A 21,702-nucleotide genomic window follows, 5' to 3' on the forward strand; every position below is an offset into this window, starting at 1 on the left:
GGCGGGACGCCCAAAGCAACTGGGGAAGGCACTTCCAGCCGTTATGCAGGCAGTTTGGCTGCAAGCAGTTCGACCTTCTCGATATTGGGCGGAGAACTCAGCAAGGTCGCGGCGTTGGCCATCAAGGCCGCGGCGATCTGGCCGTTCAGATGTGCCTGGCGACCTGCCTCATCGTCGAAGGCATCGAACACACCGAATGTCGAAGGGCCAAACTTCAATGCGAACCAGGCAGTGGTGCCGGACTCGGCGTTGGCGAGCGGCAGTGCGCTGGCCAGGAAGTCGGCAAGCGCAGCCTCCTGGCCGGGTTTAGCTTCGAGGCGAACAAACAGGGCGAGCTTGGTCATGCTGTATTCCTTTGGGTAAATGGAAAAGTGGGTGAAGGGATCGAAGAGACTGCAGTCTGAGTCTTCATGACAGACATCTCTATAGGCAATAATGACAACATTGATATCATTGTTGCCATGAAACTCCACCTCCTTGTTTGTGATGGCGTGTTTGATCTGGGGCTTGCGGCGCTCACAGACACAGTGGGCTTAGCCAATGCGATGGCGGGCTCGCTGCCACAGGCTCCCGCGCACATAGAGCTCACGCTGGTGGGCGTGCGGCGTCGCATCCGAACTGCGCAAGGCTTGACGGTCCCCGTGGTCACTGCGCATGGTGTGCCCGAACCAGACGTCGTGCTCGTGCCAGCGTTTGGCGACAAGATGCCTGACACGCTCTCGGCTCGACTCACACGCCCCGATGTGCCCGACGCGGTCGCGGCGCTACAGCAGTGGTCCACCGCTGGCGCGCACCTTGGTGCCGCTTGCTCCGGTAGTTTCTTGTTTGCAGAGAGTGGCCTGCTTGATGGGCATCGTGCGACGACGTCATGGTGGCTGGGGCCGATGTTTCGGCAGCGCTATCCGAACGTCACGCTGGACGAGTCACGCATGATCGTGAACTCGACACGCTTCACCACCGCGGGTGCCGCTTTGGCCCACGTCGACTTGGCCTTGCGCATCATCCGAGGGCGCAGTCCGGCGCTGGCGGCCCTGGTGGCACGCTATCTGCTGGTCGAGACACGCAGTTCGCAAGCCGAGTTCGTGATTCCCGACCACCTTGCGCATGCTGACCCGATGGTGGAGCGCTTCGAGTGCTGGGCCAGACGTCGGCTCGCGCAGGGGTTCTCGCTGGCCGAGGCGGCCAGCGCCGCGGGCACAAGCGAGCGCACCTTGGCCCGGCGGCTGCAAAGCGTTTTGGGAAAGACACCGCTGTCGTATTTCCAGGACCTGCGCGTGGAGCATGCCGTCCATCTCTTGCGCACCGGGAACGCCAGCGTCGACCAGGTCGCCGCACAGGTCGGGTACTCGGATGGGGTGACCCTGCGGGCCCTGTTGCGCCGCAAGCTGGGCCGGGGTGTCAGGGAGTTGCGACGCGGTGGATGACCAAAGGCGTTTGGTGCATGTACGGCTGGAGACCACCGCGAAACTGTCGGAAGCAAAGGCTTACCCACTTGCGTCTACTACATCGTGCGTTGGGTGCAAAAGCACCAGCCGTGCCAAAGCAGTCTTCAGTGACCTTTCAAAGTCTGAGTATTGGGAATACTGTTAGCTTTACCACTGTTTTCTGTTCACTAATCTGGGTTTTCATCCACATGCTATTCAATCCACTTCAAGTAGGTTCTCTCACCCTGCCCAACCGCATCCTTCTGGCACCATTGACACGCGCCCGTGCCGACGCTGGCCACATGCCCAACGCGCTGATGGCCCAGTACTACAGCCAGCGAGCCACCGGCGGCCTGCTGATTTCCGAATGCACCATGGTGGCGCCCGGTACATCGGCCTTCGTCAATGAGCCTGGCATCTACAACGACGCGCAGATTGCAGCCTGGAGGCAGGTGACCGACGCGGTGCACGCCAAGGGCGGACGCATCTTCCTGCAGATCTGGCACGCTGGCCGCGCAGCCTACCCTGGCGCTGCCGATGGCGCCCCCATTGTCTCCAGCAGCGCTACCGCTATTGAGGGTGAGATCCACACGCCCCAAGGCAAGGTGCCGCACGCGGTGCCCCGCCCCCTGACCGTCGAAGAGATTCCCGGCATCGTGGCTGCGTTTACTCAAGGCGCACGCAACGCCATTGCTGCCGGCTTTGATGGTGTGGAAGTACACGGCGCCAACGGCTACCTGATTGACCAGTTTCTGCGCGACACGCCCAACCAGCGCACCGATGCTTACGGCGGATCGCTGGAAAACCGTGCACGTTTGCTGTTCGAGGTACTTACTGCCGTGACCCAGGCGATCGGTTCCGAACGTGTGGGTCTGCGCCTGTCGCCCCTCAACAGCTTCAACAGCATGAAAGACAGCCACCCGCTGGCCCTCATCGGCTTCCTGGCCGATAGGCTCAATGCCTTCAAGCTAGCCTACCTGCACGTGATGCGTGCCGATTTCTTCGGCGTGCAGAAGGCCGATGTCATGCCCGTAGCGCGTGAAAAGTACAAGGGTGTGTTGGTGGGCAATATGGGTTACAGCGCTGATGAGGCAGAGGCAGCTATTGCCGAAGGTAAGCTTGACGCTGTGGCCTTTGGCACCGCCTTCCTGGCTAACCCGGACCTGCCCGCACGCATCAGGGCCAAGGCACCGCTGAACGCACCTGACTCCAACACGTTCTACACAGGTGGCGCCAAGGGCTATACAGACTATCCGACACTGCAGGTCTCGTAAATCACCGCCCCAACAGATCGAAGAAACGAGCCGCTTTATACCCAAGGCTCTGCCATTCGATCTTGCGAAGCTGTGAATCGATGGCATCTACCGAGTGAACCGCACCGGGTTTCGTGGAGGCAGTTTGGTTTAAGTCAGGTCGCCACCGAGGTGGCCTGACTGGCGAGTTGCCGGTAGTAGTTTGCCTCAGCTTCTGCGGGCGGAATGTGCCCCATGGGCTCAAGGAGCCTGTGGTGATTAAACCAGGACACCCATTCGAGGGTGGCCAGTTCCAGAGTTTCTTTTGTTTTCCACGGTGCCCGGCGGTGAATCAACTCGGCTTTGTACAAGCTGACCTGAGTATGGAACTTGTAGCCAATCAGGCAGTGAGTCCGGGGTGGAGGGTATCGGGTTCCGACCAGTTCCGGCGAACGGTCGCTGGGGGTTTATAGCCATGGGCGCTGTGAGGCCGCTGCTCGTTGTAGAACTGCCGCCAGCGTTCGATCAGAACCTTCGCCTCTGGCGGCGTCTCATCATCGAGCGAACGCAGCCAAGCGAGTCTTTCTCCCAGCCTGCGCTCAACACCTCTGTCCGCTGGCTGATACCAACCCGGCCGCGCCACGCCCTCGGGAAAATAGGTTTGCCCAGCGGCTTAAAAAGCTAGAAATGGTGTCCACTTAAATCAGGTGGACACCATCGCCTTTGGCGTCGGGGTCAGGAAGGTGTGTTGGCCGGACGGATACACAGAATCGGCCAAAAGCGGTCATCAGGGCTGGCTTGAATCGGGGCCGAAGGATTACGCTCTCAGCCCCATAATTGCCGGTCAGACAGTTACCACGATCTTGCCGATCTGCTGATTGGCTTCAAGGAAACGATGGGCATCCTGGATGTCGCTAAGTGCGAATGTCTTTGCGATGATCGGGCGCAACGCACCGGACTTCAACCCTTGCAGAATAAAAGCCTTCGCTCTCTCCAGGGCTTCAGGGTCTGCCACAATCTCTGCGTAGAGATAGCCCTTCAAAGTCAGGCTTTTGCCCAGCACGGTAAACAGTGGGAATGGCGTCGGTTCAGAGCTGAGTGCGCCGTACACCAGCAAAATTCCGCCCCGCGCCATGCTCTGCGTGAGAGGTTCAAAGGACGGCCCGCCTACAGGATCGAATACAACGCGAGCGCCTTGACCGCCAGTTATCGTCATAACACGCTCGACGATATCCTCTTCATCGCTGACGATGACATGCGCAGCGCCTGCATCAAGCAGGGCCTGCTTCTTCGCGTGAGTTCGAGTGATCGCAATCGATGTGGCGCCGACCATACGAGCCATTTGGAAGGCGGCCAAGCCAACACTGCTTGACGCGGCGGTAACGATGACAAAATCGCCCTGCCGTAGCTTCGCCTGTTCAATCAATGCCCCCCAGGCGGTGACGTACTGCATCCAAGACGCCGCAGCCTCTTCAAAGGACAAGTTCTCAGGGCTCTTTACCACCAGGTGGGCCGGAATATTGGCCAACTCGCCGTAGGTGCCCCAGCGAGCAATATCCAGAGGTGGGACCAGAGCGACCGAGTCACCAACCGTGATCTCGGTTACGTCGCTCCCGACTGCCGTTACGATGCCTGCGGCCTCGTAGCCTAAGCGGCTGGGGAACTCCGCTTCTTGCAGGTATGCGTGATTGCGAAACATCACTTCGGCTCGGTTCAAGCCAATAGCTTTAACACTAATCTGCACCTCGTTTGCTGCTGGTGCCGATACTTCCAGATCTTCCAGCTTCAGAACGCTGGCGTCACCGTATTCATGAATTCTGACAATGCGTGCCATCTTAAATACCTCGTTTATCAATGGCCCTCGACGTTGAGGGGTTCGTTTGTTCAAGTTCCCCGAGGGGGATCCCCCTCCGCCATAACGCTGCTTGATCATCCCGCAGGCAAAAGCCATCAGCAGGAGTGACCATGCTCAACAGCGATTCAGTTGCGTTGCTCGCAGCTTTTCACTCCAGATAAGCGGGGCCTGACGCCGAAGAGACAGGCCCTCATCTCATTAGAATTCCTGCACGGTTGGGCGCAGAACGATCTCGTTAATATCCACGTCAGCAGGCTGCTCAATTGCGAAGGCGATAGCTCGAGCGACGGATTCGGCGGGAATTGCGTGCTTGTAGAAGTCCACCACGAAATCGCGGCTCTGTTTGTGGGAGCTGCCGAATTTCAGTTCGGAGTCCACGGCGCCCGGTTCGATAGTCGTGGTGCGGATGCTGCCGCCGACTTCGTGACGCAGTCCTTCCGAGATAGCCCGCACAGCAAACTTGGTGCCGCTGTACACGGTGCCACCTGGGCTGAACACCTTCAGGCCTGCAACCGATGCGATGTTGATGAAGTGACCACTGTTCTGTTTCTGGAAGACTGGCAATGCAGCCGCGACTCCGTACAGCAGACCCTTGATGTTGATGTCGATCATGCGATCCCACTCGTCAGTGCGAGCATCGCTGAGCGGTGCAATCGCCATCAGTCCGGCATTGTTGACCAGTACATCAATGCGACCGTAGGTGTCCACGGCACCTTGAATGAGCGTTTTGACCTCTTCCTGAGAGGTAACATCGGTCTGATACGCGATTGCCTGACCACCTGCATTGGTCAGCTCAGCCACCAGTGCGTCGAGTTTATCTTTGCGACGTGCAGCCAGCACTACGCGAGCGCCAAGCGCAGCAAGGTGGCGTGCAGTAGCCTCACCCAGGCCGCTGCTGGCACCGGTGATAACGACAACTTTTCCAGAAATGTTATTGCTCATGCTGAGAACCTCATCGGTGGGTTTGTACTTCGGGGCTTTGCCATGGCTGGTTAACCTGGCAGTGCGCAAACTGTAGACCCATAATTGATCTCAATAAATGGGAATGATTGGATTATGCTATTCCTGAAAATGGAATAAATCAGAAGCCTTCCAAGACGATCTTGCCCATGGCCTTGCCGCTTTCGATCAGTGCATGGGCACGCCGCAGGTTGGCCGCGTCGATGCGCCCGAAATGCTCCCCTACAGTCGTCTTCAGCACACCAGCGTCGATCAGCTCCGCCACGCGGTTGAGCAACTGGTGCTGCTTAATCATGTCGTCCGTCCCGTACAGCGAGCGGGTGAACATCAGCTCCCAGTGCAGCGCCAGCGACTTGCGTTTGAGTGGTACTACATCGAGCACAGCCGGATCGTCGATCAGTGCCAGATGACCCTGGGGCCGCAACACCTCAATCAGTTGAGGAAGGTAGCTGTCGGTGTGGGTGAGGCTGATCACATAATCCACCACCTCGATACCGATGTGCTTCAGCTGCTCGGCCAGCGGTCGGCTGTGGTCGATCACATGATGCGCACCCAGGGCGCTGACCCATTCCCGGGTTTCCGGGCGAGACGCAGTACCGATCACCTTCAGGCCGGTCAACTGGCGGGCCAGTTGCGTCAGGATCGAACCCACACCGCCCCCGGCACCCAGGATCAGCAGACTCTGCCCTGCTCCACCGTGCTCGCCGATGCCCAGGCGGTCGAACAGCAGTTCCCAGGCGGTAATCGACGTCAATGGCAAAGCCGCCGCACTGGCATCGTCCAGGCTACGCGGCTTGCGCCCGACGATGCGTTCGTCGACCAGATGCAACTCGCTGTAGCTGCCAGGACGGTCGATGGCGCCGGCATAAAACACTTCATCGCCGGGCTGGAACAGCGTTACGTCGGAACCCACGGCGCGCACTACACCGACCGTGTCCCAGCCGAGCACTTTGGGCTGGGGGGTGGCGCCCTTGCCGGAACGCACCTTGGTATCGACTGGATTCACCGCGATGGCCCTGACCTGCACCAGCAGGTCATGCGGGCCAGGGGTAGGTTCTGGAAGCTCGCTGTCGAACAATGCACGAGGGTCGTCGATTGGCAGGCCGTATTCGGTGAAGACGATAGCTTTCATGTGGGCAATCCTTGAAGGTCAGGAACAAGTAAAAGTTTGGTGATTTTCGTCTACCAATACCTTTGGGAAAAAGCTCAAAATCCACCAGCACTTTCATCGCAGGAGTGAAAATGGTTCGGATCGAAGACCTGCAGTTGTTTGTACGCACAGCCGCGCTGGGTAGCTTCTCCAACGTCGCTCGCGAGGTCGGCCTGCATCCAGGCCAGGTGGCTGCGGCGATCAAACGCCTCGAGCGAGAGCTGGATATCCGTCTATTTGCTCGTTCTACGCGCAGCCTGCGGCTGACTGCCGAAGGAGAGCAGTACTTGCCGTTTGCCCGCGAGGCGCTAGATACGTTGCACGAAGGTCAAGACCGGATAGCCTTCCCGATCCCCCATCTGTTGCATGAGCTTCGTTGGTGCATTGCGTACCCGACGCGGGCCACCGCCGCATCGGACGTGTTCGACTACATCGAGATGTTCTACAACCCGATTCGCCGGCATGGTTCCGCTGGCGGCATGTCACCGGTAGAGTTCGAAAAGCGCTACGCGCAGAGCGGCGAATGAGTGTCTACGGAACTCTGGTCGGTCCAGGGGCCTGCGGATTCGAGTGCCGAGCGCTTTGGAATGCTGGCCTTTTCTGGTCGTCCCAATCGCGATCAACAGCGACTTGATCGTGTGCCCGGTTTCGTTCCAGGGCATCGATGTCGAGATCGGCGATCGCCCATGTCTGCGCGCCATGGGTCCTCGCGAGGATGCCGTCCTCCGGAAAGCCGTGATCCATCGGCGCATAGATCGTGGCCTCCCCTGTATTCGTATCCAGGGCTGGACTCCAGTCGGCGACGCCGGAGGTCACCGCCTGCGCGACGAAGATCCGGTTTTCCAGGGCGCGCGCCATACACCCGACACGCACCCGGGTTGCACCGGCTCGGGTATCCGTGCAACTCGGCACCAGCAGCAGTCGCGCGCCAGCCTCGCGTTGGGCGCGAACGGGCAAAGGGAATTCACTGTCGTAACACACGGCAATGCCGGTGCTGATGCCATCAAGTTCGAACACCTTGAGGTCGTCACCGCCCTCGATGACGCCGGCCTTCTTCTCGAATCCCGTCAGCTGCAGCTTGTCCTGATAGTCGCGCGTGCCGTCGGGCGCGAACCACCAAGCCCGGTTGCGATAGCGCTCCGGAGCCACCTTGGTCAGGAACGTCCCGGCCAGGATGGTCATGCCGAGTTCGCGCGCCAGGTCCGAGTACAGTGAAAGCCACGCCGATTCCATAGTCTGCAGTGCAGACAACGACGCATTCAGATCACTGCGGATGTCAGGCGCGAACGTTGCCGCCAGCTCAAGGGACAGGTACTCGGGCAACACGGCCAGCTCCGCACCGGCGCGACGCGCTTCGTCCAGAATCAACCGCTGGCGCGCCGCGAATGTTTCGAAACTGGCGGGTTGGCCCACCTCGTATTTCGCAACAGCCAATTTCATCTGGAGTTCTCCAAAGGGCGCAGCCACATCGTTAATGCCTGTTCGGTTTCGTGCGTCTGGCCCACCTGTTTCCAAGGCAGCCGCACCTTCATGTCCGGCTGTCGCACGTAGCCGCGACGGGCCCAGAAGGAATCGTTGCTGCGGTAATCGACCGGGCGTCGAGGATCGTCATCTGCGCGATCCACGGATGCGAACGCCGTCCACCGGATATCGCCCAGCGAACGGGCGTGCGCTTCACGTTCGTCAAAGAAACGATGACCCAGGCCAAGGCCACGGAAGGCCGGAAGCAGCACGGACTCGCCGCAATAGAACGCGTTCTCTACCGGGATTCCCCGCTCGGTAAACGGCGCCTGGATGGCGGACTCCGCATCGCCCAGCGGCAAGCCCGTGGATGCACCGACGACCTGGCCGTCGGCATGCACGAGCACCAGCAGGCTATCCGCCGAGCGGGTATACATTGACAGATAGTGCTTCTCGTATGCGGCGTCGCCTTCGTACAGATAGGGGAAGTTGCGAAAGACCTCCACGCGCAGGCGTGCTACGGCGTCGAGCCATTCGATCATCTCCGCTCCCCGGAAGGTCAGCACGCGCACGTCGGCCTTCATCTCAGTCGTTCCCGCCCACCTGCGCGATCCAGTCGTCCAGGTTGTAGTAGTTCGTGACGCGCGCGATCTTGCCGTCGCGGATGTCGAAGAACGCACCGCCCGGCAGCACGTAACGCTGGCCTTGAGCTTCCGGCAGCCCCTCGTCCGTCACCTTGTACTCGCCATGCACGACGTACTCAGCGCCTGCACGCAGGCCGTCGGCGCCGACCATCACCACGATGTCGCGCAACTGCTCGCCATAACAGCGATCCATGCGCTGCAGGAACGTACGGAACGTATCGCGTCCGGTTTCGCGCGCACCCTGGTTGAGGTCGTGCGCAACGTCATCGGTCAGCATCGACAGCATGGCCTCGCGGTCGCCGCGGTTGAAGGCGTCGTAATAGGCGGTGATCAGATTCGTCGTGTTCATGTGGGTTCCGTGTTCGGGTGGACAGAAGCCGGGTATCCGGGAATGACACCAAGTTTGGGAACCCGCTTTCGATATGTATATGGAATTATTTAGCTTTCATAATTCCTAGATATGGAATAATGTTTGAGCGTCGGAAAATGGCCGCGAGGCGCGCGCTGTGAACAAGGGAATCGAATTACTGCGGATCTTCCGCGTGACTGCCGAGTGCAGCAGTTTTCGTGATGCGGCTGTACGGCTGGGGACATCGCCCCAAGGCGTCACACGCGCTATCAAGCGCCTGGAGGCGCATTACGGCGAGGTATTGTTCCATCGAACCACACGGCAGGTGCGCATCACGGCTTTTGGCGAGGGCTTGCTGGAACAGGTGCGTCCTGCCCTGGAGCGCTTCGAAGACCTGTGGCGGATACCTGGTGCGGATCAGCAGGCTTCCCTGTCGGGCACGGTTCGGATCACCACGCCACACAGCCTCGGCACCAGGGCAGTTCTACCCGCAATGGAGCGCGTTGCCGCGCGCCATCCCGGCATCACGCTGGACGTGCGCCTATCCGATCGCGTCAGCAACCCCGTTGACGAAGGAATCGACGTCGGGATCAGGGTCGGATTCATGCGCGACAGCCGCTTCGTTGCGCGAAAGGCCGCCGACATGCGGCTTCCGATCGTTGCGGCTCCGCGCCTGATCAAGAAAGTGGGCGTACCTGTTGGGATCGAATCGCTCGCAAGGTTGCCGGTTGCAGCTGCCGTGGATATCAATACCGGCCGCCCTTGGCCTTGGCACTTCAAGGCGGGACACCAGTGGACGCCCACTTCGCCGGCCTTCATCGCAGATAACGCCGATATGGAAATGGGGGCGGCGTTGGCCGGGATTGCCTTCGCTCAACTGGCCGACTACATGGCGGCTCCTTACATCGTCAGCGGAAAGCTCGTGCAGGTACTGGAGCAGGAGGAACCTCCTGCATGGGGGTTGTACGTCTACCGGCCTCAGCGCGGGCCCGTATCAGGCAGGGTTCGGGTGGTGTTTGATGAGTTGCGCGCCGCGGTTGGATCGCTACCAGCTTTGCGCTAATACGCCGGAGCCCGCTTCCTGCCACGCTTTGGCGCTAGCGACGATTGCAACCGGCATACGAGCCAATGAGGCCATATGAAAGACTCCGAAAGGAACTACTAAATCTGCAGAGAGGGCTGCCGGAGGATCAATTCTTCCAACGCGTTGAGTCGTTCTGTCAGTTCCAGACGGAATGAACCTTCATCGCTGTGTGTTACAGCCAATCTCGCCTGCTCCAACGCTGCCGAATAGTTTCCAGCATGCTTCAGGCAGCGGCTGACCATGTCGAAGTACGACGCGAGGTGGACCGGCCAGAGTTCCGTAGACGCCGAGCGTCCGCTTCTGGCCGATAGCGGGCATGGGCAGGGCAGGGGATTAGGGATTTTTATCGGGGGTATGGCGGCTCCCGCCCCATAGCGGCCATTGGTGTAGGCGTCGAGCGTATCGCTGGGTCCTGTTATACGCTGGCTTGTTAGGCGGACTCAGCCGCCCTAAGATCGAGCTGTATCAAGGGGGACGGCCTAGTGCAAGGCGCCTTGTGGATAAATCGTATGGCCGGACCCAAGGGTCCGTCTGTTAAGTAGCCACCAAAGGGGGAAATCATGGATGAGCTGGTGATTGGCGTTGTATCTGGCCTAGTTGCCTCATTCATCGTGTTTGTGTTGCACAAGGTCTATCTATCGGTGATCCGACCGTGGATTGAGGACCGTGTGTACAAAGACGCACGAATCGAGGGCCGCTGGTGCATCAGCTACCCAGAAATGTCAGAAGTCGAAGAGCAAGTCACGCTGGAACGTTCTGCTCACAAGGTTACGGGCCAGATCAACTGCACGAAAGGACCGGATGCAGGAAAGATCTACGACGTCGAGGGGACTTTCAGGAACCTCCTCCTCACCTTGACCTACGCATCCGCGGATCGTTCCGCACTTGATCGTGGCGCGTTCGTTCTGCAACTAAATGGCAATGGTGGCTCGTTCTGTGGTCGCTCGTCCTACTACTACAACCAAGATCACTCCATAGTTGGCGCCGCATGTGAGTGGCGCCGCACTGGAGGCTAAAAACTCACTCAGGCCAAATCCGCTTCGCGAGTGGCCTCTATTCAAGCGTTAGGTCCCTTCCAGAGATTTGTAGCGCATGCCAGAAAGTCCATTAAACGATGAGAGTCGTAACCTTCCGGAGTCGGATGATCCTGACTTTGCCTCAATCAATAGATTCAATCGCGCTCTTTCAGCACACGATGAGCGCGGCCTCGCTCTCGCACTAGCTGCTTTCGCTGAGGACACGCTGGGCCGCCTGCTGCTGACTTACCTTATTGACGGCAAACAGGCAAAGGATCTGGTTGAAGGTTTCAATGCCCCTCTTGGCACGCTTGCTAGTCGCATGAAGGCCGCTTATGCAGTGGGCCTTCTTACAAGGGAGCAGTACGAAGATCTTGAGATCGCAAGAAAGATCCGCAATGTTTTCGCTCATGATTGGGAGGGCGTCTCCCTAAGTCAGCCCGACATCAGAGCCATGATCGGCCAGTTACATGGTTACAATTTCGATCAGACTCCTATGACCAGGGAGCCGCGTGATCGACTTCAGCAATCCATTTCAAATGTGCTTGCCGAGCTTCGCATCCAGATTGCACAGCACCGTAAGCATCGCAGGCGTGCGCCACAAGTAGGATTTCGCCTCACTACTGTTAAGCCGGGCTCAGGCAATAGGGGCTAACGGCTCATTCAAGCCCAAGCCGCTCCGCGGCGCGGCGCGGCTTAAATCCAGAGTTGAACATCCGCTCCTGGCCGGTAGCCGCCGGTTGCCATGTCAGGCATAACTGTCGGGCGGTATTGCGGTGCAACCTTTGATTGGAACTAATTTCAGACCCTTAGTACTACGTTGAAGCAGGATCCTCCTGCTTTGCGTGTGCGCCGCGCATCGGCGTATCGCTTCGAGTACTAGGTATGAAAGATAAATCCGAGTTCCTCTACTGCGTCTTCATCGTGGCTGCGGCCATCTTGTCGGCCGTAGCTCGATGTTCGTTCACCCGCCCCGACCAGTTCGGCCGCGATTCCTACGACTAAACCAACTATCCAGATAGACCCACAAGGCCCGGCATTGTCCGGGCCTTGTGCGTTATGCCGTCTATGAAAGGAGACCGAGATGCATCACGTTGAAACCATGGCCTATGCAGGCCAAGTCCCATGGCATGGCATCGGAAGCCAGCTGGCTCCAGGGCAGTCCATTGAAGTATGGCGCGAGCGCGCCGGCATGAACTGGTCCTTGGAGGAAGCCGAAGTGCGATTCGCCGCCGAGGCTGAGGATCAGTATCCGGTGCGGGCATTCCCAGGGCAGAAGGTGCTTTATCGCTCTGACACCAAGCGACCTTTGGCTGTGGTGTCCAACCGCTATCAAGTAGTCCAGCCGCGGGAGATCCTGGAGTTCTACCGCGACCTGACGCGCTACAGCGGTTTCGAGCTGGAAACCGCCGGTGTCCTGCGTGGCGGGCGTAAGTTCTGGGCATTGGCCCGTACTGGGCAGGGTGTGGCTCTGAAGGGTCAAGATCAGGTCAACGGCTACCTTCTTCTGGCTACGGCCTGTGACGGAACGCTGGCTACCACCGCCCAGTTCACCTCAGTTCGCGTGGTGTGTAACAACACCCTGCCCGATCGATTCGATGGCGGTAGACAGGGAACCAACCAAGCAAAGGAAATAATCGTGAGGAAAGATTCCGGGAGCTACACCGCGACAGCAAAGCTGCTCCACTGGTTGATGGCTGCAATGTGGATCACGGCAGCCGCCCTTGGAGTTGCTGCGGTCTACTTGCGGGCCTACGTCAACACTGATCACAGCGTGACCTTCTGGCACAAAGCGATCGCGTCAGCTTTGCTGTTCCTCCTCGTTGCCAGGGTTGCCTGGCGCGTCTTCCACCATCCTCCTGAGATGCCAGACAGCATGTCCGCATACATGAGGCGATTGGCTCATATGGGACATGTCGCGCTGTATGCAGTCGCACTACTTGCATTGCCAATGTCCGGCTGGGTATGGAGCTCCGTGGCGGACAAACCCATCATGGTGCTCGGGGTGCAGCAGCTCCCCCTTTGATGGCCCCTGATCCTGGAGCATATGCCATTGCGAAGCAGGTGCATTTCAGCTTCGCATGGCTGTCCATTGTGCTGGTTCTTGGTCATATCGCAGCGGCCCTGAAGCACCATCTCATCGATAAAGACTCGGTACTGCTCAGCATGCTTCCTAACAAGTTCTCGGATAAGCAGACACGGCGGTGAAGAGTTCACATTAGGGTGATCCTCGACGGCTATCGCGTTGGGTCGTAACCGAATGAACTTGAGGTCATGTCCGGTTCTGGCCGATAGCGGACATAGGACCCGCGGCGAATGTCCACCTCTTCATTGGCGATTCGGTCAGAGCTCAATTCAATCTGATCAACTGCCTACCAGCTTGTCGACCTCGCCTACGAAACGATCTTGGGATCTGGGAAGCTACCCTTGAGAATGCACCGAGGCGACCGCGATGCCTGATTTCCCCTCAGGCGCTATGCCGGTCTACAATAGACCGTCAAATACCTAACGGATCGGCTAGCGATGACTCCACCCTGACGCTTGATTGAAGAAGCGATCCAGACACTTAGGTCTGGAAGGGTGCCTGTTTCTTTCGTTTGGCGCGCATGGCTGTGCGCGGAGATCATTTCCTATGTCTGCAATTTATCCCCTGCGCCAGCAATGGCTCGGTAACATCCGTGGTGACCTGCTGTCGGGCATCGTCGTTGCGCTAGCCCTGATTCCCGAGGCAATCGCGTTTTCCATCATCGCCGGCGTCGACCCGAAGGTAGGTTTGTATGCCTCGTTCTGCATCGCCGTCATCACCGCCATCGCCGGTGGTCGCCCTGGCATGATCTCGGCTGCGACCGGCGCCATGGCGCTGCTGATGGCCACGCTGGTTCGCGAGCACGGCATACAATATTTGTTTGCTGCCACGATCCTGGCTGGCGTGCTGCAGATGCTGGCCGGCGCCCTGCGGTTGGGCTCGCTGATGCGCTTTGTGTCGCGCTCGGTGGTGACCGGATTTGTGAATGCACTGGCGATTCTCATTTTCATGGCGCAGCTTCCCGAGCTCATCGGCATGCCGTGGATGGTGTATGCGATCTGTGCTGTGGGTCTGGCAATCATCTACCTGCTGCCGCTGCTGACCAAAGTCGTTCCTTCGGCATTGGTGGCGATCGTGGTTCTCACGGCCGCTTCCATGTATTTCGGCTTCCAGGTACGCACCGTAGGCGACATGGGGGCGCTGCCTGACAGCCTGCCGTCGTTCCTGATTCCGGACGTGCCATTCACCTGGGAAACACTCCTAATCCTGCTGCCGGTTTCAGCAACACTGGCGGTCGTCGGCCTGTTGGAATCGCTGATGACCGCGCAAATCGTCGAGGACATGACTGATACCCCCAGTCAGAAGAACCGCGAGTGTGCAGGCCAAGGCTTGGCTAACACCGTGACGGGCTTTTTCGGGGGCATGGCGGGTTGTGCAATGATCGGCCAGTCAGTGATCAACATCACGTCCGGTGGCCGGGGCCGCCTCTCCTGCCTTGTGGCCGGCGTGGTTCTGCTACTCCTCGTTGTTTATGGGTCAAACCTGGTGAGTCAGATTCCAATGGCCGCGCTGGTCGCGGTGATGATCATGGTCAGCATCGGCACCTTCAACTGGCGCTCACTGCGCGAACTGGCCATTCATCCCAAGAGCTCTTCAGTCGTGATGATTGGCACCGTCATCGTGACCGTGGCTACCCACGACCTTGCCAAGGGCGTGCTGGCAGGCGTGCTCCTGTCGGCGGTGTTCTTCACCCGCAAGGTCGGCAAGATGCTGATCATTGACGACACCCCGATCGACACCGACTCGCGCGTCTACGTGGTGAAAGGACAGGTGTTCTTTGCGTCTGCCGGACAGTTCGTCAGCAGCTTCAACTATCTGGATGTCCCCAAGAACGTCAAGATCGATCTGAAGGATGCCCACTTCTGGGACCTCACGGCCGTTGATGCGCTCGACAGGGTAGTGATGAAGCTGCGCGAGCACGGCGCGACCGTTGAAGTGTCCGGTCTCAACGATGCAAGTGAGACCTTGGTTGACCGCCTAGGGAAGCACCGTACGCCAGGCGCCGCGCTGTCGTTGGGTCATTGAATGAGCGAAGCGGGCACCGAAGGGTGCCCGCGTCCTTACCGGTAGTCATCGAGCTGACATATGGGACGGTAATACCTCGATTATTCTGGATTGATGGTTTCGACAATATGCGTACGTTGAATGTTCTGTTCCTCTGCACAGGCAACTCGGCGCGCAGCATTCTTGCCGAGGCACTAGCCAACCATTTTGGGCGCGGACGTATCCGCGCTTACAGTGCCGGCAGTTATCCCAAGGGCGTAGTTCATCCAGTGGCCCTGCAGGTGCTCTCGGAGATTGGCTTCGACGTTGCCGGGCTGTCGAGCAAGCCGTGCGAGGCATTCGTAGGTCCGGAAGCACCACAGATGGATCTGATCGTGACCGTGTGCGATCGCGCCGCGGGTGAAGCGTGTCCAGTGTGGCCAGGTCACCCGGTTACGGCTCACTGGGGTATCCCCGACCCGGCTGCAGTACAGGGCAGCGCGGAGCAGGTCCACAAGGCGTTCCTGAGCACGCTTCACCAGCTCCAGCATCGTCTCGGCTTGCTGTTGGCGCTCAAACCTGAAGCGCTGGACCGCATGACCCTGCAATCGCAGGTGCGGGCGCTGGGCAATGGCGCTGAGGCTCACGCGCCAGATGACAGCGGAGAAACAGCCCCGACGTAGTCGCTGATTTGCCTTACTGCCTCGCGCGCGTATCGGGTCACCCCGATCAGCGTGGCCGACGCTGCGCCATTCCAGTCGCCATAGCCAAGCAGCCAGACCGATGGCGCTGCGACCGAACGGACCTGGGTGTCATCCACGTCGATCCGGCCCAGGGCGTTGACCATGCCCATTTCTTCCAGGTGCGACAACGCCGGCCGGAAGCCGGTGCACCAGATCACGGCGTCCAAGTTGCGTTCGCTGCCATCTGCCCACTGCATGCCGGTGGCGGTGAAACGGACGGGTGGTGGCATGGAGACCAGTACACCGCGGCGCCGTGCATCCACCACCGGCGGCACCATGACGATGTCGCCAAAACCACCCCGCTGAACATCCGGTTCGCGGCCTTCCTGCTGAGCCCTCCACTTCTCGGTTGCGCGTGCGAACAGAACGCGCCCGTCCACATCGTCGGCCAGGAAGGCTGGCTTGCCCTGGGTGATCCAAGTGGTGTCGGCCACCTTTGATACCTCGGCCAGAATCTGTGCCCCTGAGTTGCCGCTGCCGATGATCGCCACGCGCATTCCGGCAAGGGATCCAGGATGGCTGTAGTGGGCCGAGTGCAGCTGCACGCCGCCGAATGCGTCCATACCTTCATAGTCGGGCGTGTAGGGATGCTGCCAGGTGCCTGTGGCGCTAATCACTGCACGCGTATGCCACTGTCGGCCGTCATCTGCTTCCACCAGCAGCCGGGTACCCGAACGACTGACGCGTTCCACCTGCACGGGACGGATGACGGGCAGTGCATATTTGTGCTCGTAGCGCGTGAGGTAGTCCAGCACTTCTGCTTGCAAAGGGTACGGTTCCCGGGTGGCGGGCATCGGCCAACCGGGAATCGAGCTCCAGCCCGCCGGCGAAAACAGATGCAAGGATTTCCACGCATGCTGCCACGCCCCACCAGGTGACGTTTCAGCATCAAGAATCACATAGGACAGCCCGCTGCGACGCAGGAAGTAGCCAGCCGAAAGACCCGCCTGCCCACCTCCGATCACCACCACATCGACGCTGTCCATCTGGAATTCCTCACATCGCTGCACTCAGGCGGCGTTCCTGTGCTGCTGTTGATCGGAGATCTTAAGTGCATCCAGATAGCGCTCGGCATCCAGTGCGGCCATGCAGCCGAAGCCGGCGGAGGTGATGGCCTGCCGATAGTGCTGGTCGGCCACGTCGCCTGCGGCGAACACGCCTTCCACCGAGGTCTGGGTGGCATTGCCGCCCAGGCCCGAGCGGATTTCCAGGTAGCCGTTGTTCATCGCCAGCTGGCCGTCGAACAGGGTGGTGTTCGGGTGATGACCGATTGCCACGAAGAAGCCGTGCGCGTCGATGTCGCGGGTGCTGCCGTCCAGGGTGGACTTCACGCGCACACCGGTCACGCCGGCATCGTTGCCCAGCACTTCCTCGACCTGGTGGTGCCAGACGGTTTCGATCTTGCCGGCCGCGGTTTTGGCGAACAGCTTGTCCTGCATGATCTTTTCCGCTTTCAGGGTGTCGCGGCGGTGGACCAGGTAGACCTTGCGGGCGATGTTGGACAGGTACAGGGCCTCTTCCACCGCAGTGTTGCCACCGCCGACCACGACCACGTCCTGGTCACGGTAGAAGAACCCGTCGCAGGTGGCGCAGGCAGACACGCCGCGGCCCTTGAACGCCTCTTCGGTCGGGATGCCCAGGTACTTGGCGGTGGCGCCGGTGGCGATGATCAGGGCGTCACAGGTGTATTCGTGACTGTCGCCGATCAGCCGGAACGGGCGCTGGGACAGGTCGGCCGTGTGGATGTGGTCGAAGATGACTTCGGTCTCGAAGCGCTCGGCGTGAGCCTGCATGCGCGCCATCAGGTCCGGGCCCATCAGGCCATGGGCGTCGCCCGGCCAGTTGTCCACCTCGGTGGTGGTCATCAGCTGGCCACCCTGCTGCAGGCCGGTGATCACCACCGGGTTTAGATTGGCGCGGGCTGCATAGACAGCGGCGGTCCAGCCGGCCGGGCCGGAACCAAGGATCAGCAATGGAATGTGTCGGGTGGTGCTCATGGCTCAGCGGCTCCGTGCGTCGGCAGGAAAGTAGCGCTTGCCCAGCCGCAGGGCGACATGAACCAGCAGGATCAGTACCGGCACTTCCACCAGCGGGCCGATGACGGCGGCGAAGGCGACCGGCGAGGCCAGGCCGAAGGCCGCGATGGCTACCGCGATGGCCAGTTCGAAGTTGTTGCCTGCCGCGGTGAACGCGATCGCAGTGGTGCGTGGATAATCCTTGGCGATCAGCTTGCCCATGAAGAAGCTGATGACGAACTGGATGATGAAGTACAACGTCAGCGGGATCGCGATGCGCACCGCGTCCATGGGAATCCGCAGTACGTCACCGCCTTTCAGGCTGAACATCGCCACGATGGTGAACAGTAGTGCGGCGAGCGTTATCGGGCTGATGGCAGGCAGGAACTTCTCTTCATACCACTGCACGCCCTTGCGCGCCTTCAGCCATCGACTGGTGAGGAAACCGGCCAGGAACGGGATGCCCAGGTAGATCAGAACCGCCTCGGCGATGGTCCAGACGCTGACATCGATGACGCTACCCTGCAGGCCGAACACCGGCGGCAACCAGGAAAGGAAGAACCACGCGTAGACGCTGAACAGCGCGATCTGGAAGATCGAGTTGAATGCCACCAGGCCGGCCACGTACTGGCTGTCGCCGCGTGCCAGCTGGTTCCAAACCAGCACCATGGCGATGCAGCGCGCCAGCCCGATCAGGATCAGGCCGGTCATGTACTCGGGGTAGCCGCGAAGGAACAGCACGGCCAGGCCAAACATCAGGAACGGGCCCACGATCCAGTTCTGCAGCAGCGAGAGCATGAGCACGCGCTTGTCGGCAAAGACGGTGGGCAGTTCCTCGTACTTCACCTTGGCCAGCGGCGGGTACATCATCAGGATCAGGCCAATGGCGATCGGGATGTTGGTCGACCCTACGGAAAGGCTGTTCAACGCGCTTGGCACGCCTTCGAACATCGCGCCCAGGCCGACGCCGAGCGCCATGGCGGCGAAGATCCACAGCGTCAGGTACCGGTCCAGAAACGACAGGCGGGAGGTGTCAGTGGTCATGGGGCTTTCCGGGAAGACGGTCAGTGGATCTGCGCAATCGGATCAAGCTGGGCCTTGAGAGACTCACGGTCATCCCATGCCCCGTCAGGAATCTCCAGGAAGGCCTTCAGCCGGGCCTTGATGATCTGATGTGCCCGGTCGAACGCTTCAGCCTTCTGTGCATCCGAGCCTTCCACACCGGCCGGGTCGAACAGGCCCCAGTGCACGCGCACAAAATCGCCAAACACAACCGGGCACGCCTCAGCGGCCGCGCTGTCGCACACGGTGACAATCAGATCCATGGCAGCAGCATCCGCTTCGGCAAATTCGTCCCAGGACTTGCTGCGCAGGCCCTCCACCGGGAAGCCCTCGCGCTGCAATTGGGCAATGGCGAACGGATTGACCCGACCGGCTGGCTGGCTGCCTGCCTGCACTGAAGGACTGATAGCGGCCTTCGCCCCACATCTTCAGGGTCGATTCGGCCAACACGCTGCGCGCGGAATTGCCGGTACAAAGGAACAGAATACGACGGATCATTTTGGCGATCTCTGGGATATGGGGTCAGCAGCCTGCGGGGCGTTCACAGGCCTGTTCGTCGGCACAGCAGTTTTCGGTTAGGTAGGCCACCAGCTCGTTCATCGCCACGAACTCAGCTCGGTAGCAGATGGTCCGGCCACGTTGCTCGGCGCTGATCAGTCCCGCAGCCAGCAGTTCCTTCAGGTGAAAGGACAGCGTGGCACCGGGGAGGGCAAGTGCCTCGGCGATCTCACCGGCCAGCTTGCCGCCGCGACCTGCTTCGACAAGTAAACGGTAGATCGACAGCCTTGTGCCATGACCGAGGGCTGCTATAGCTCGCGTTGCAGTTTTATGTTCCATAGATCTAGAATAATGGAAATAAAGAGAAGGAACAAGTTATGCCCAATCTCCCGAACATCCATGCCGAGTCCCTGCAGTCGCCTTCGTGCTCAGACCTTGATGTGGCTGATCCGAGCAAGCATCGACCGCGCATCCTGATTCTCTATGGTTCGCTGCGTCCACAGTCCTTCAGCCGGAAGCTCGCTTTGGAGGCACAGCGCCTACTGGAACAGTTCGGCGCGGAGACTCGGCTGTTTGATCCACACACGCTGCCGATGCTGGATGCGGTACCGGCCGATCACCCCAAAGTGATCGAGCTGCGTGAAGCCTCCACGTGGTCAGAAGGCCAGGTCTGGATCAGTCCGGAGCGTCACGGGACGATGACCGCCGTGTTCAAGAATCAGATCGATTGGTTGCCGCTGGAGGAGGCTGGCATTCGCCCAACCCAGGGCCGCACACTCGCAGTGATGCAGGTCAGCGGGGGCTCACAATCTTTCAATGTGGTGAACGCGTTACGCGTGCTGGGCCGTTGGATGCGCATGGTCACCATCCCGAACCAATCGTCAGTACCCAAGGCTTGGCAGGAATTTGACGAGCGAGGTCGAATGAAGCCATCTCCGTACTACGATCGGGTTGTCGATGTAATGGAAGAGCTGGTGAAATTCACGTTGCTGGTCAGAGATCGCAGTGACTATCTGGTTGATCGCTACAGCGAGCGCAAAGGTGACGCAGCAGCAGCCGCTCTGGCGACAGCGTCCGGAGCCAAATCCTCTGCAACAGCGGGAGCCGCAGCATGAAGGCAACGATCTACCACAATCCCAACTGCGGAACCTCCAGGAACGCGCTTGCTCTGATCAGACATGCAGGCATCGAACCGGTGATCGTCGACTATTTGATCGAAACCCCTACCAAGACACGCTTGGCGGGCCTGATCGACCAGGCCGGATTGAGCGTACGCGAGGCGATCCGGCAGAAGGGCACACCTTACGAAGCGCTGGGTCTGGCTGATCCAGCTTTAAGCGACGATCAATTGCTTGATGTCATGCTGGCTCATCCGATCCTGATCAATCGACCGTTTGTGGAAACCGATCTAGGCGTGCGACTTGCTCGCCCCTCTGAAGTCGTTCTTGAGATATTGCCTGCAGTAGATGCTCCATTTATGAAAGAAGACGGTGAGGTTGTCATCGATGAACACGGTAGTCGTCCTAAATCCTGATCACCGCCAGATGGCCAAACCCCTGAAGGAAACGCCATGACTACGTTCGCGCCTGTTGCCTTGAACGCCGCGGTCGTGTCCATGCTGGTGGACGCCGGTTTGCCAGTGAGTGACCTGGAGGACGGCAGACGCAAGATCTTTGGTGGGCTCCACGACAAAGGCGAACTCATTGGTGTTGTCGGTGTCGAGCTGCACCTGCCTGTCGGCTTGCTGCGCTCCCTTGCGGTCGTCCAGAGTCACCGAGGACTGGGCTACAGTTCGGTGCTGGTGAGCCATGCAGAACAAATGGCAGCCAAGGAGGGAATCACAGAACTGTTCCTACTGACGGGTACTGCAGCACCTCTATTCGAACGTTGCGGATACAGTCATGCGTCCCGGATCGATGCGCCTGAATCGATCAGTCGGTCGGCGCAGTTCGCAAGCATATGTCCGGAGACCGCGGCATTCATGGTTAAGCACTTGTAGTCATCGTGGCCGGAGGAATTGCTCAGCAGGGCAGGGAACTGGGATTTTTTCGGAGCTTGCGTTGACTACCGCTGGTGACCGAAGCGGATACGTCTGGACTTCGATGCAGTAGAGCCTTTTCCGGGTTGAGCTAACCCTCGT

23 protein-coding genes and 5 pseudogenes are annotated in these 21,702 nt (G+C 59.6%); 14 read left to right on the top strand and 14 right to left on the bottom strand.

Translation table 11 applies throughout. The features are described from left to right. Positions 1–41 precede the first annotated feature (41 nt). Positions 42–344: a putative quinol monooxygenase gene (locus AC13FW_RS00180; RefSeq protein ID WP_482987785.1), complete on the bottom strand. Its 303-nt coding sequence runs from the start codon at positions 342–344 to the stop codon at positions 42–44. Between the two features lie 771 nt (positions 345–1,115). Between AC13FW_RS00180 and AC13FW_RS00185 the strand changes: the two genes are divergently transcribed. Both AC13FW_RS00185 and AC13FW_RS00190 read left to right on the top strand, forming a co-directional pair. Continuing rightward, positions 1,116–1,424 (top strand): helix-turn-helix domain-containing protein, encoded by a 309-nt coding sequence (locus tag AC13FW_RS00185; RefSeq protein ID WP_202935623.1) that lies wholly within the window; start codon positions 1,116–1,118, stop codon positions 1,422–1,424. A gap of 128 nt (positions 1,425–1,552) precedes the next feature. Next, on the top strand, positions 1,553–2,698 hold the full coding sequence (locus tag AC13FW_RS00190; protein WP_482987786.1) for an alkene reductase: 1,146 nt from the start codon (positions 1,553–1,555) through the stop codon (positions 2,696–2,698). A 134-nt stretch (positions 2,699–2,832) separates the two neighbouring features. Here the strand turns inward: AC13FW_RS00190 and AC13FW_RS00195 are convergent. From AC13FW_RS00195 to AC13FW_RS00215, 5 genes and pseudogenes are all read right to left on the bottom strand, one after another. Continuing rightward, positions 2,833–3,027: pseudogene (locus tag AC13FW_RS00195) on the bottom strand (IS3 family transposase); the annotation flags it as partial. A 29-nt stretch (positions 3,028–3,056) separates the two neighbouring features. Beyond that, positions 3,057–3,230, bottom strand: a pseudogene (locus tag AC13FW_RS00200) (integrase core domain-containing protein); the annotation flags it as partial. A 270-nt stretch (positions 3,231–3,500) separates the two neighbouring features. Next, the gene (locus AC13FW_RS00205) at positions 3,501–4,490 is read right to left on the bottom strand and encodes a zinc-dependent alcohol dehydrogenase family protein (protein WP_482987787.1); all 990 of its coding nucleotides are present in this window, start codon (positions 4,488–4,490) and stop codon (positions 3,501–3,503) included. Between the two features lie 219 nt (positions 4,491–4,709). Continuing rightward, positions 4,710–5,453, bottom strand: a complete 744-nt coding sequence (locus AC13FW_RS00210; protein ID WP_152385616.1) for an SDR family oxidoreductase — start codon at positions 5,451–5,453, stop codon at positions 4,710–4,712. 139 nt (positions 5,454–5,592) lie between these two features. Continuing rightward, a complete protein-coding gene (locus AC13FW_RS00215; protein ID WP_482987788.1) occupies positions 5,593–6,603 on the bottom strand; it encodes a zinc-binding alcohol dehydrogenase family protein in 1,011 nt (336 codons plus the stop codon). A gap of 104 nt (positions 6,604–6,707) precedes the next feature. On the opposite strand from AC13FW_RS00215, the pseudogene AC13FW_RS00220 reads away from it, so the two are divergent. Continuing rightward, positions 6,708–6,962 (top strand): annotated as a pseudogene (locus tag AC13FW_RS00220) (LysR family transcriptional regulator); the annotation flags it as partial. A gap of 48 nt (positions 6,963–7,010) precedes the next feature. Continuing rightward, positions 7,011–7,148: pseudogene (locus AC13FW_RS00225) on the top strand (IS3 family transposase); the annotation flags it as partial. Between the two features lie 4 nt (positions 7,149–7,152). On the opposite strand, the gene AC13FW_RS00230 reads toward AC13FW_RS00225, so the two are convergent. From AC13FW_RS00230 to AC13FW_RS00240, 3 genes are read right to left on the bottom strand one after another with little or no spacing between them, the layout of a single operon-like run. Beyond that, entirely contained in the window at positions 7,153–8,061 is a 909-nt protein-coding gene (locus AC13FW_RS00230) for a carbon-nitrogen hydrolase family protein (RefSeq protein ID WP_482987789.1), read from the bottom strand. Then, positions 8,058–8,666, bottom strand: coding sequence for a GNAT family N-acetyltransferase (locus tag AC13FW_RS00235; RefSeq protein WP_482987790.1), 609 nt, complete (start codon positions 8,664–8,666; stop codon positions 8,058–8,060). The genes AC13FW_RS00230 and AC13FW_RS00235 overlap by 4 nt, the downstream gene beginning before the upstream one ends. Before the next feature lies 1 nt (position 8,667). After that, a complete protein-coding gene (locus AC13FW_RS00240; RefSeq protein WP_482987791.1) occupies positions 8,668–9,075 on the bottom strand; it encodes a ketosteroid isomerase-related protein in 408 nt (135 codons plus the stop codon). 157 nt (positions 9,076–9,232) lie between these two features. On the opposite strand from AC13FW_RS00240, the gene AC13FW_RS00245 reads away from it, so the two are divergent. The 7 genes from AC13FW_RS00245 to AC13FW_RS00275 all read left to right on the top strand — a co-directional run bounded on the left by AC13FW_RS00245 (position 9,233) and on the right by AC13FW_RS00275 (position 15,927). Then, the gene (locus AC13FW_RS00245; protein WP_482987792.1) at positions 9,233–10,138 is read left to right on the top strand and encodes a LysR family transcriptional regulator; all 906 of its coding nucleotides are present in this window, start codon (positions 9,233–9,235) and stop codon (positions 10,136–10,138) included. Positions 10,139–10,719: 581 nt separating this feature from the next. Then, positions 10,720–11,175, top strand: a complete 456-nt coding sequence (locus AC13FW_RS00250) for a hypothetical protein (protein WP_482987793.1) — start codon at positions 10,720–10,722, stop codon at positions 11,173–11,175. Positions 11,176–11,251: 76 nt separating this feature from the next. Beyond that, positions 11,252–11,830: an MltR family transcriptional regulator gene (locus AC13FW_RS00255; RefSeq protein WP_482987794.1), complete on the top strand. Its 579-nt coding sequence runs from the start codon at positions 11,252–11,254 to the stop codon at positions 11,828–11,830. A gap of 429 nt (positions 11,831–12,259) precedes the next feature. Beyond that, positions 12,260–13,201: a DUF932 domain-containing protein gene (locus AC13FW_RS00260; RefSeq protein ID WP_482987795.1), complete on the top strand. Its 942-nt coding sequence runs from the start codon at positions 12,260–12,262 to the stop codon at positions 13,199–13,201. Beyond that, positions 13,201–13,383, top strand: a complete 183-nt coding sequence (locus AC13FW_RS00265) for a cytochrome b (RefSeq protein WP_482987796.1) — start codon at positions 13,201–13,203, stop codon at positions 13,381–13,383. Before AC13FW_RS00260 ends, AC13FW_RS00265 begins: the two co-directional genes overlap by 1 nt. 424 nt (positions 13,384–13,807) lie before the next feature. Continuing rightward, positions 13,808–15,286: a SulP family inorganic anion transporter gene (locus AC13FW_RS00270; protein ID WP_482987797.1), complete on the top strand. Its 1,479-nt coding sequence runs from the start codon at positions 13,808–13,810 to the stop codon at positions 15,284–15,286. 107 nt (positions 15,287–15,393) lie between these two features. Continuing rightward, positions 15,394–15,927, top strand: coding sequence for an arsenate reductase ArsC (locus AC13FW_RS00275; protein ID WP_482987798.1), 534 nt, complete (start codon positions 15,394–15,396; stop codon positions 15,925–15,927). Here the strand turns inward: AC13FW_RS00275 and AC13FW_RS00280 are convergent. The 5 genes and pseudogenes from AC13FW_RS00280 to AC13FW_RS00300 form a co-directional block, all read right to left on the bottom strand. After that, complete coding sequence (locus tag AC13FW_RS00280; protein ID WP_482987799.1) at positions 15,888–16,973, bottom strand: ArsO family NAD(P)H-dependent flavin-containing monooxygenase; 1,086 nt, start codon at positions 16,971–16,973, stop codon at positions 15,888–15,890. The genes AC13FW_RS00275 and AC13FW_RS00280 overlap by 40 nt on opposite strands. A 24-nt stretch (positions 16,974–16,997) precedes the next feature. Continuing rightward, a complete protein-coding gene (gene trxB, locus AC13FW_RS00285; RefSeq protein WP_482987800.1) occupies positions 16,998–17,984 on the bottom strand; it encodes a thioredoxin-disulfide reductase in 987 nt (328 codons plus the stop codon). A gap of 3 nt (positions 17,985–17,987) precedes the next feature. Further along, a complete protein-coding gene (gene arsB / locus AC13FW_RS00290) occupies positions 17,988–19,046 on the bottom strand; it encodes an ACR3 family arsenite efflux transporter (protein WP_482987801.1) in 1,059 nt (352 codons plus the stop codon). 20 nt (positions 19,047–19,066) lie between these two features. Then, positions 19,067–19,562: pseudogene (locus AC13FW_RS00295) on the bottom strand (arsenate reductase ArsC). Between the two features lie 24 nt (positions 19,563–19,586). Beyond that, positions 19,587–19,901, bottom strand: a complete 315-nt coding sequence (locus tag AC13FW_RS00300; RefSeq protein ID WP_482987802.1) for an ArsR/SmtB family transcription factor — start codon at positions 19,899–19,901, stop codon at positions 19,587–19,589. 38 nt (positions 19,902–19,939) lie between these two features. Here AC13FW_RS00300 and arsH point away from each other — a divergent pair, with 38 nt between their 5' ends. From arsH to arsN2, 3 genes are read left to right on the top strand one after another with little or no spacing between them, the layout of a single operon-like run. Beyond that, positions 19,940–20,677, top strand: coding sequence for an arsenical resistance protein ArsH (gene arsH, locus AC13FW_RS00305; protein WP_296248002.1), 738 nt, complete (start codon positions 19,940–19,942; stop codon positions 20,675–20,677). Continuing rightward, the gene (arsC, locus tag AC13FW_RS00310; RefSeq protein ID WP_296248004.1) at positions 20,674–21,096 is read left to right on the top strand and encodes an arsenate reductase (glutaredoxin); all 423 of its coding nucleotides are present in this window, start codon (positions 20,674–20,676) and stop codon (positions 21,094–21,096) included. Before arsH ends, arsC begins: the two co-directional genes overlap by 4 nt. 36 nt (positions 21,097–21,132) lie before the next feature. Beyond that, complete coding sequence (gene arsN2 / locus AC13FW_RS00315) at positions 21,133–21,561, top strand: arsenic resistance N-acetyltransferase ArsN2 (protein ID WP_296248007.1); 429 nt, start codon at positions 21,133–21,135, stop codon at positions 21,559–21,561. Positions 21,562–21,702 lie beyond the last annotated feature (141 nt).

It is taken from the genome of Stenotrophomonas sp. 21LCFQ19, from assembly GCF_056861425.1.

Bases quoted from the DNA above. Each gene is read 5' to 3' on its own strand.
- AC13FW_RS00215 (WP_482987788.1), bottom strand. From the start codon at position 6,603: ATGAAAGCTATCGTCTTCACCGAATACGGCCTGCCAATCGACGACCCT.
- AC13FW_RS00270 (WP_482987797.1), top strand. From the start codon at position 13,808: ATGTCTGCAATTTATCCCCTGCGCCAGCAATGGCTCGGTAACATCCGT.
- AC13FW_RS00250 (WP_482987793.1), top strand. From the start codon at position 10,720: ATGGATGAGCTGGTGATTGGCGTTGTATCTGGCCTAGTTGCCTCATTC.
- AC13FW_RS00185 (WP_202935623.1), top strand. From the start codon at position 1,116: ATGGTGGAGCGCTTCGAGTGCTGGGCCAGACGTCGGCTCGCGCAGGGG.
- arsC (WP_296248004.1), top strand. From the start codon at position 20,674: ATGAAGGCAACGATCTACCACAATCCCAACTGCGGAACCTCCAGGAAC.
- arsB (WP_482987801.1), bottom strand. From the start codon at position 19,046: ATGACCACTGACACCTCCCGCCTGTCGTTTCTGGACCGGTACCTGACG.
- AC13FW_RS00280 (WP_482987799.1), bottom strand. From the start codon at position 16,973: ATGGACAGCGTCGATGTGGTGGTGATCGGAGGTGGGCAGGCGGGTCTT.
- arsN2 (WP_296248007.1), top strand. From the start codon at position 21,133: ATGACTACGTTCGCGCCTGTTGCCTTGAACGCCGCGGTCGTGTCCATG.
- AC13FW_RS00230 (WP_482987789.1), bottom strand. From the start codon at position 8,061: ATGAAATTGGCTGTTGCGAAATACGAGGTGGGCCAACCCGCCAGTTTC.
- AC13FW_RS00210 (WP_152385616.1), bottom strand. From the start codon at position 5,453: ATGAGCAATAACATTTCTGGAAAAGTTGTCGTTATCACCGGTGCCAGC.
- AC13FW_RS00180 (WP_482987785.1), bottom strand. From the start codon at position 344: ATGACCAAGCTCGCCCTGTTTGTTCGCCTCGAAGCTAAACCCGGCCAG.
- AC13FW_RS00240 (WP_482987791.1), bottom strand. From the start codon at position 9,075: ATGAACACGACGAATCTGATCACCGCCTATTACGACGCCTTCAACCGC.
- AC13FW_RS00260 (WP_482987795.1), top strand. From the start codon at position 12,260: ATGCATCACGTTGAAACCATGGCCTATGCAGGCCAAGTCCCATGGCAT.
- AC13FW_RS00275 (WP_482987798.1), top strand. From the start codon at position 15,394: ATGCGTACGTTGAATGTTCTGTTCCTCTGCACAGGCAACTCGGCGCGC.
- arsH (WP_296248002.1), top strand. From the start codon at position 19,940: ATGCCCAATCTCCCGAACATCCATGCCGAGTCCCTGCAGTCGCCTTCG.
- AC13FW_RS00235 (WP_482987790.1), bottom strand. From the start codon at position 8,666: ATGAAGGCCGACGTGCGCGTGCTGACCTTCCGGGGAGCGGAGATGATC.
- AC13FW_RS00300 (WP_482987802.1), bottom strand. From the start codon at position 19,901: ATGGAACATAAAACTGCAACGCGAGCTATAGCAGCCCTCGGTCATGGC.
- trxB (WP_482987800.1), bottom strand. From the start codon at position 17,984: ATGAGCACCACCCGACACATTCCATTGCTGATCCTTGGTTCCGGCCCG.
- AC13FW_RS00205 (WP_482987787.1), bottom strand. From the start codon at position 4,490: ATGGCACGCATTGTCAGAATTCATGAATACGGTGACGCCAGCGTTCTG.
- AC13FW_RS00265 (WP_482987796.1), top strand. From the start codon at position 13,201: ATGGCCCCTGATCCTGGAGCATATGCCATTGCGAAGCAGGTGCATTTC.
- AC13FW_RS00255 (WP_482987794.1), top strand. From the start codon at position 11,252: ATGCCAGAAAGTCCATTAAACGATGAGAGTCGTAACCTTCCGGAGTCG.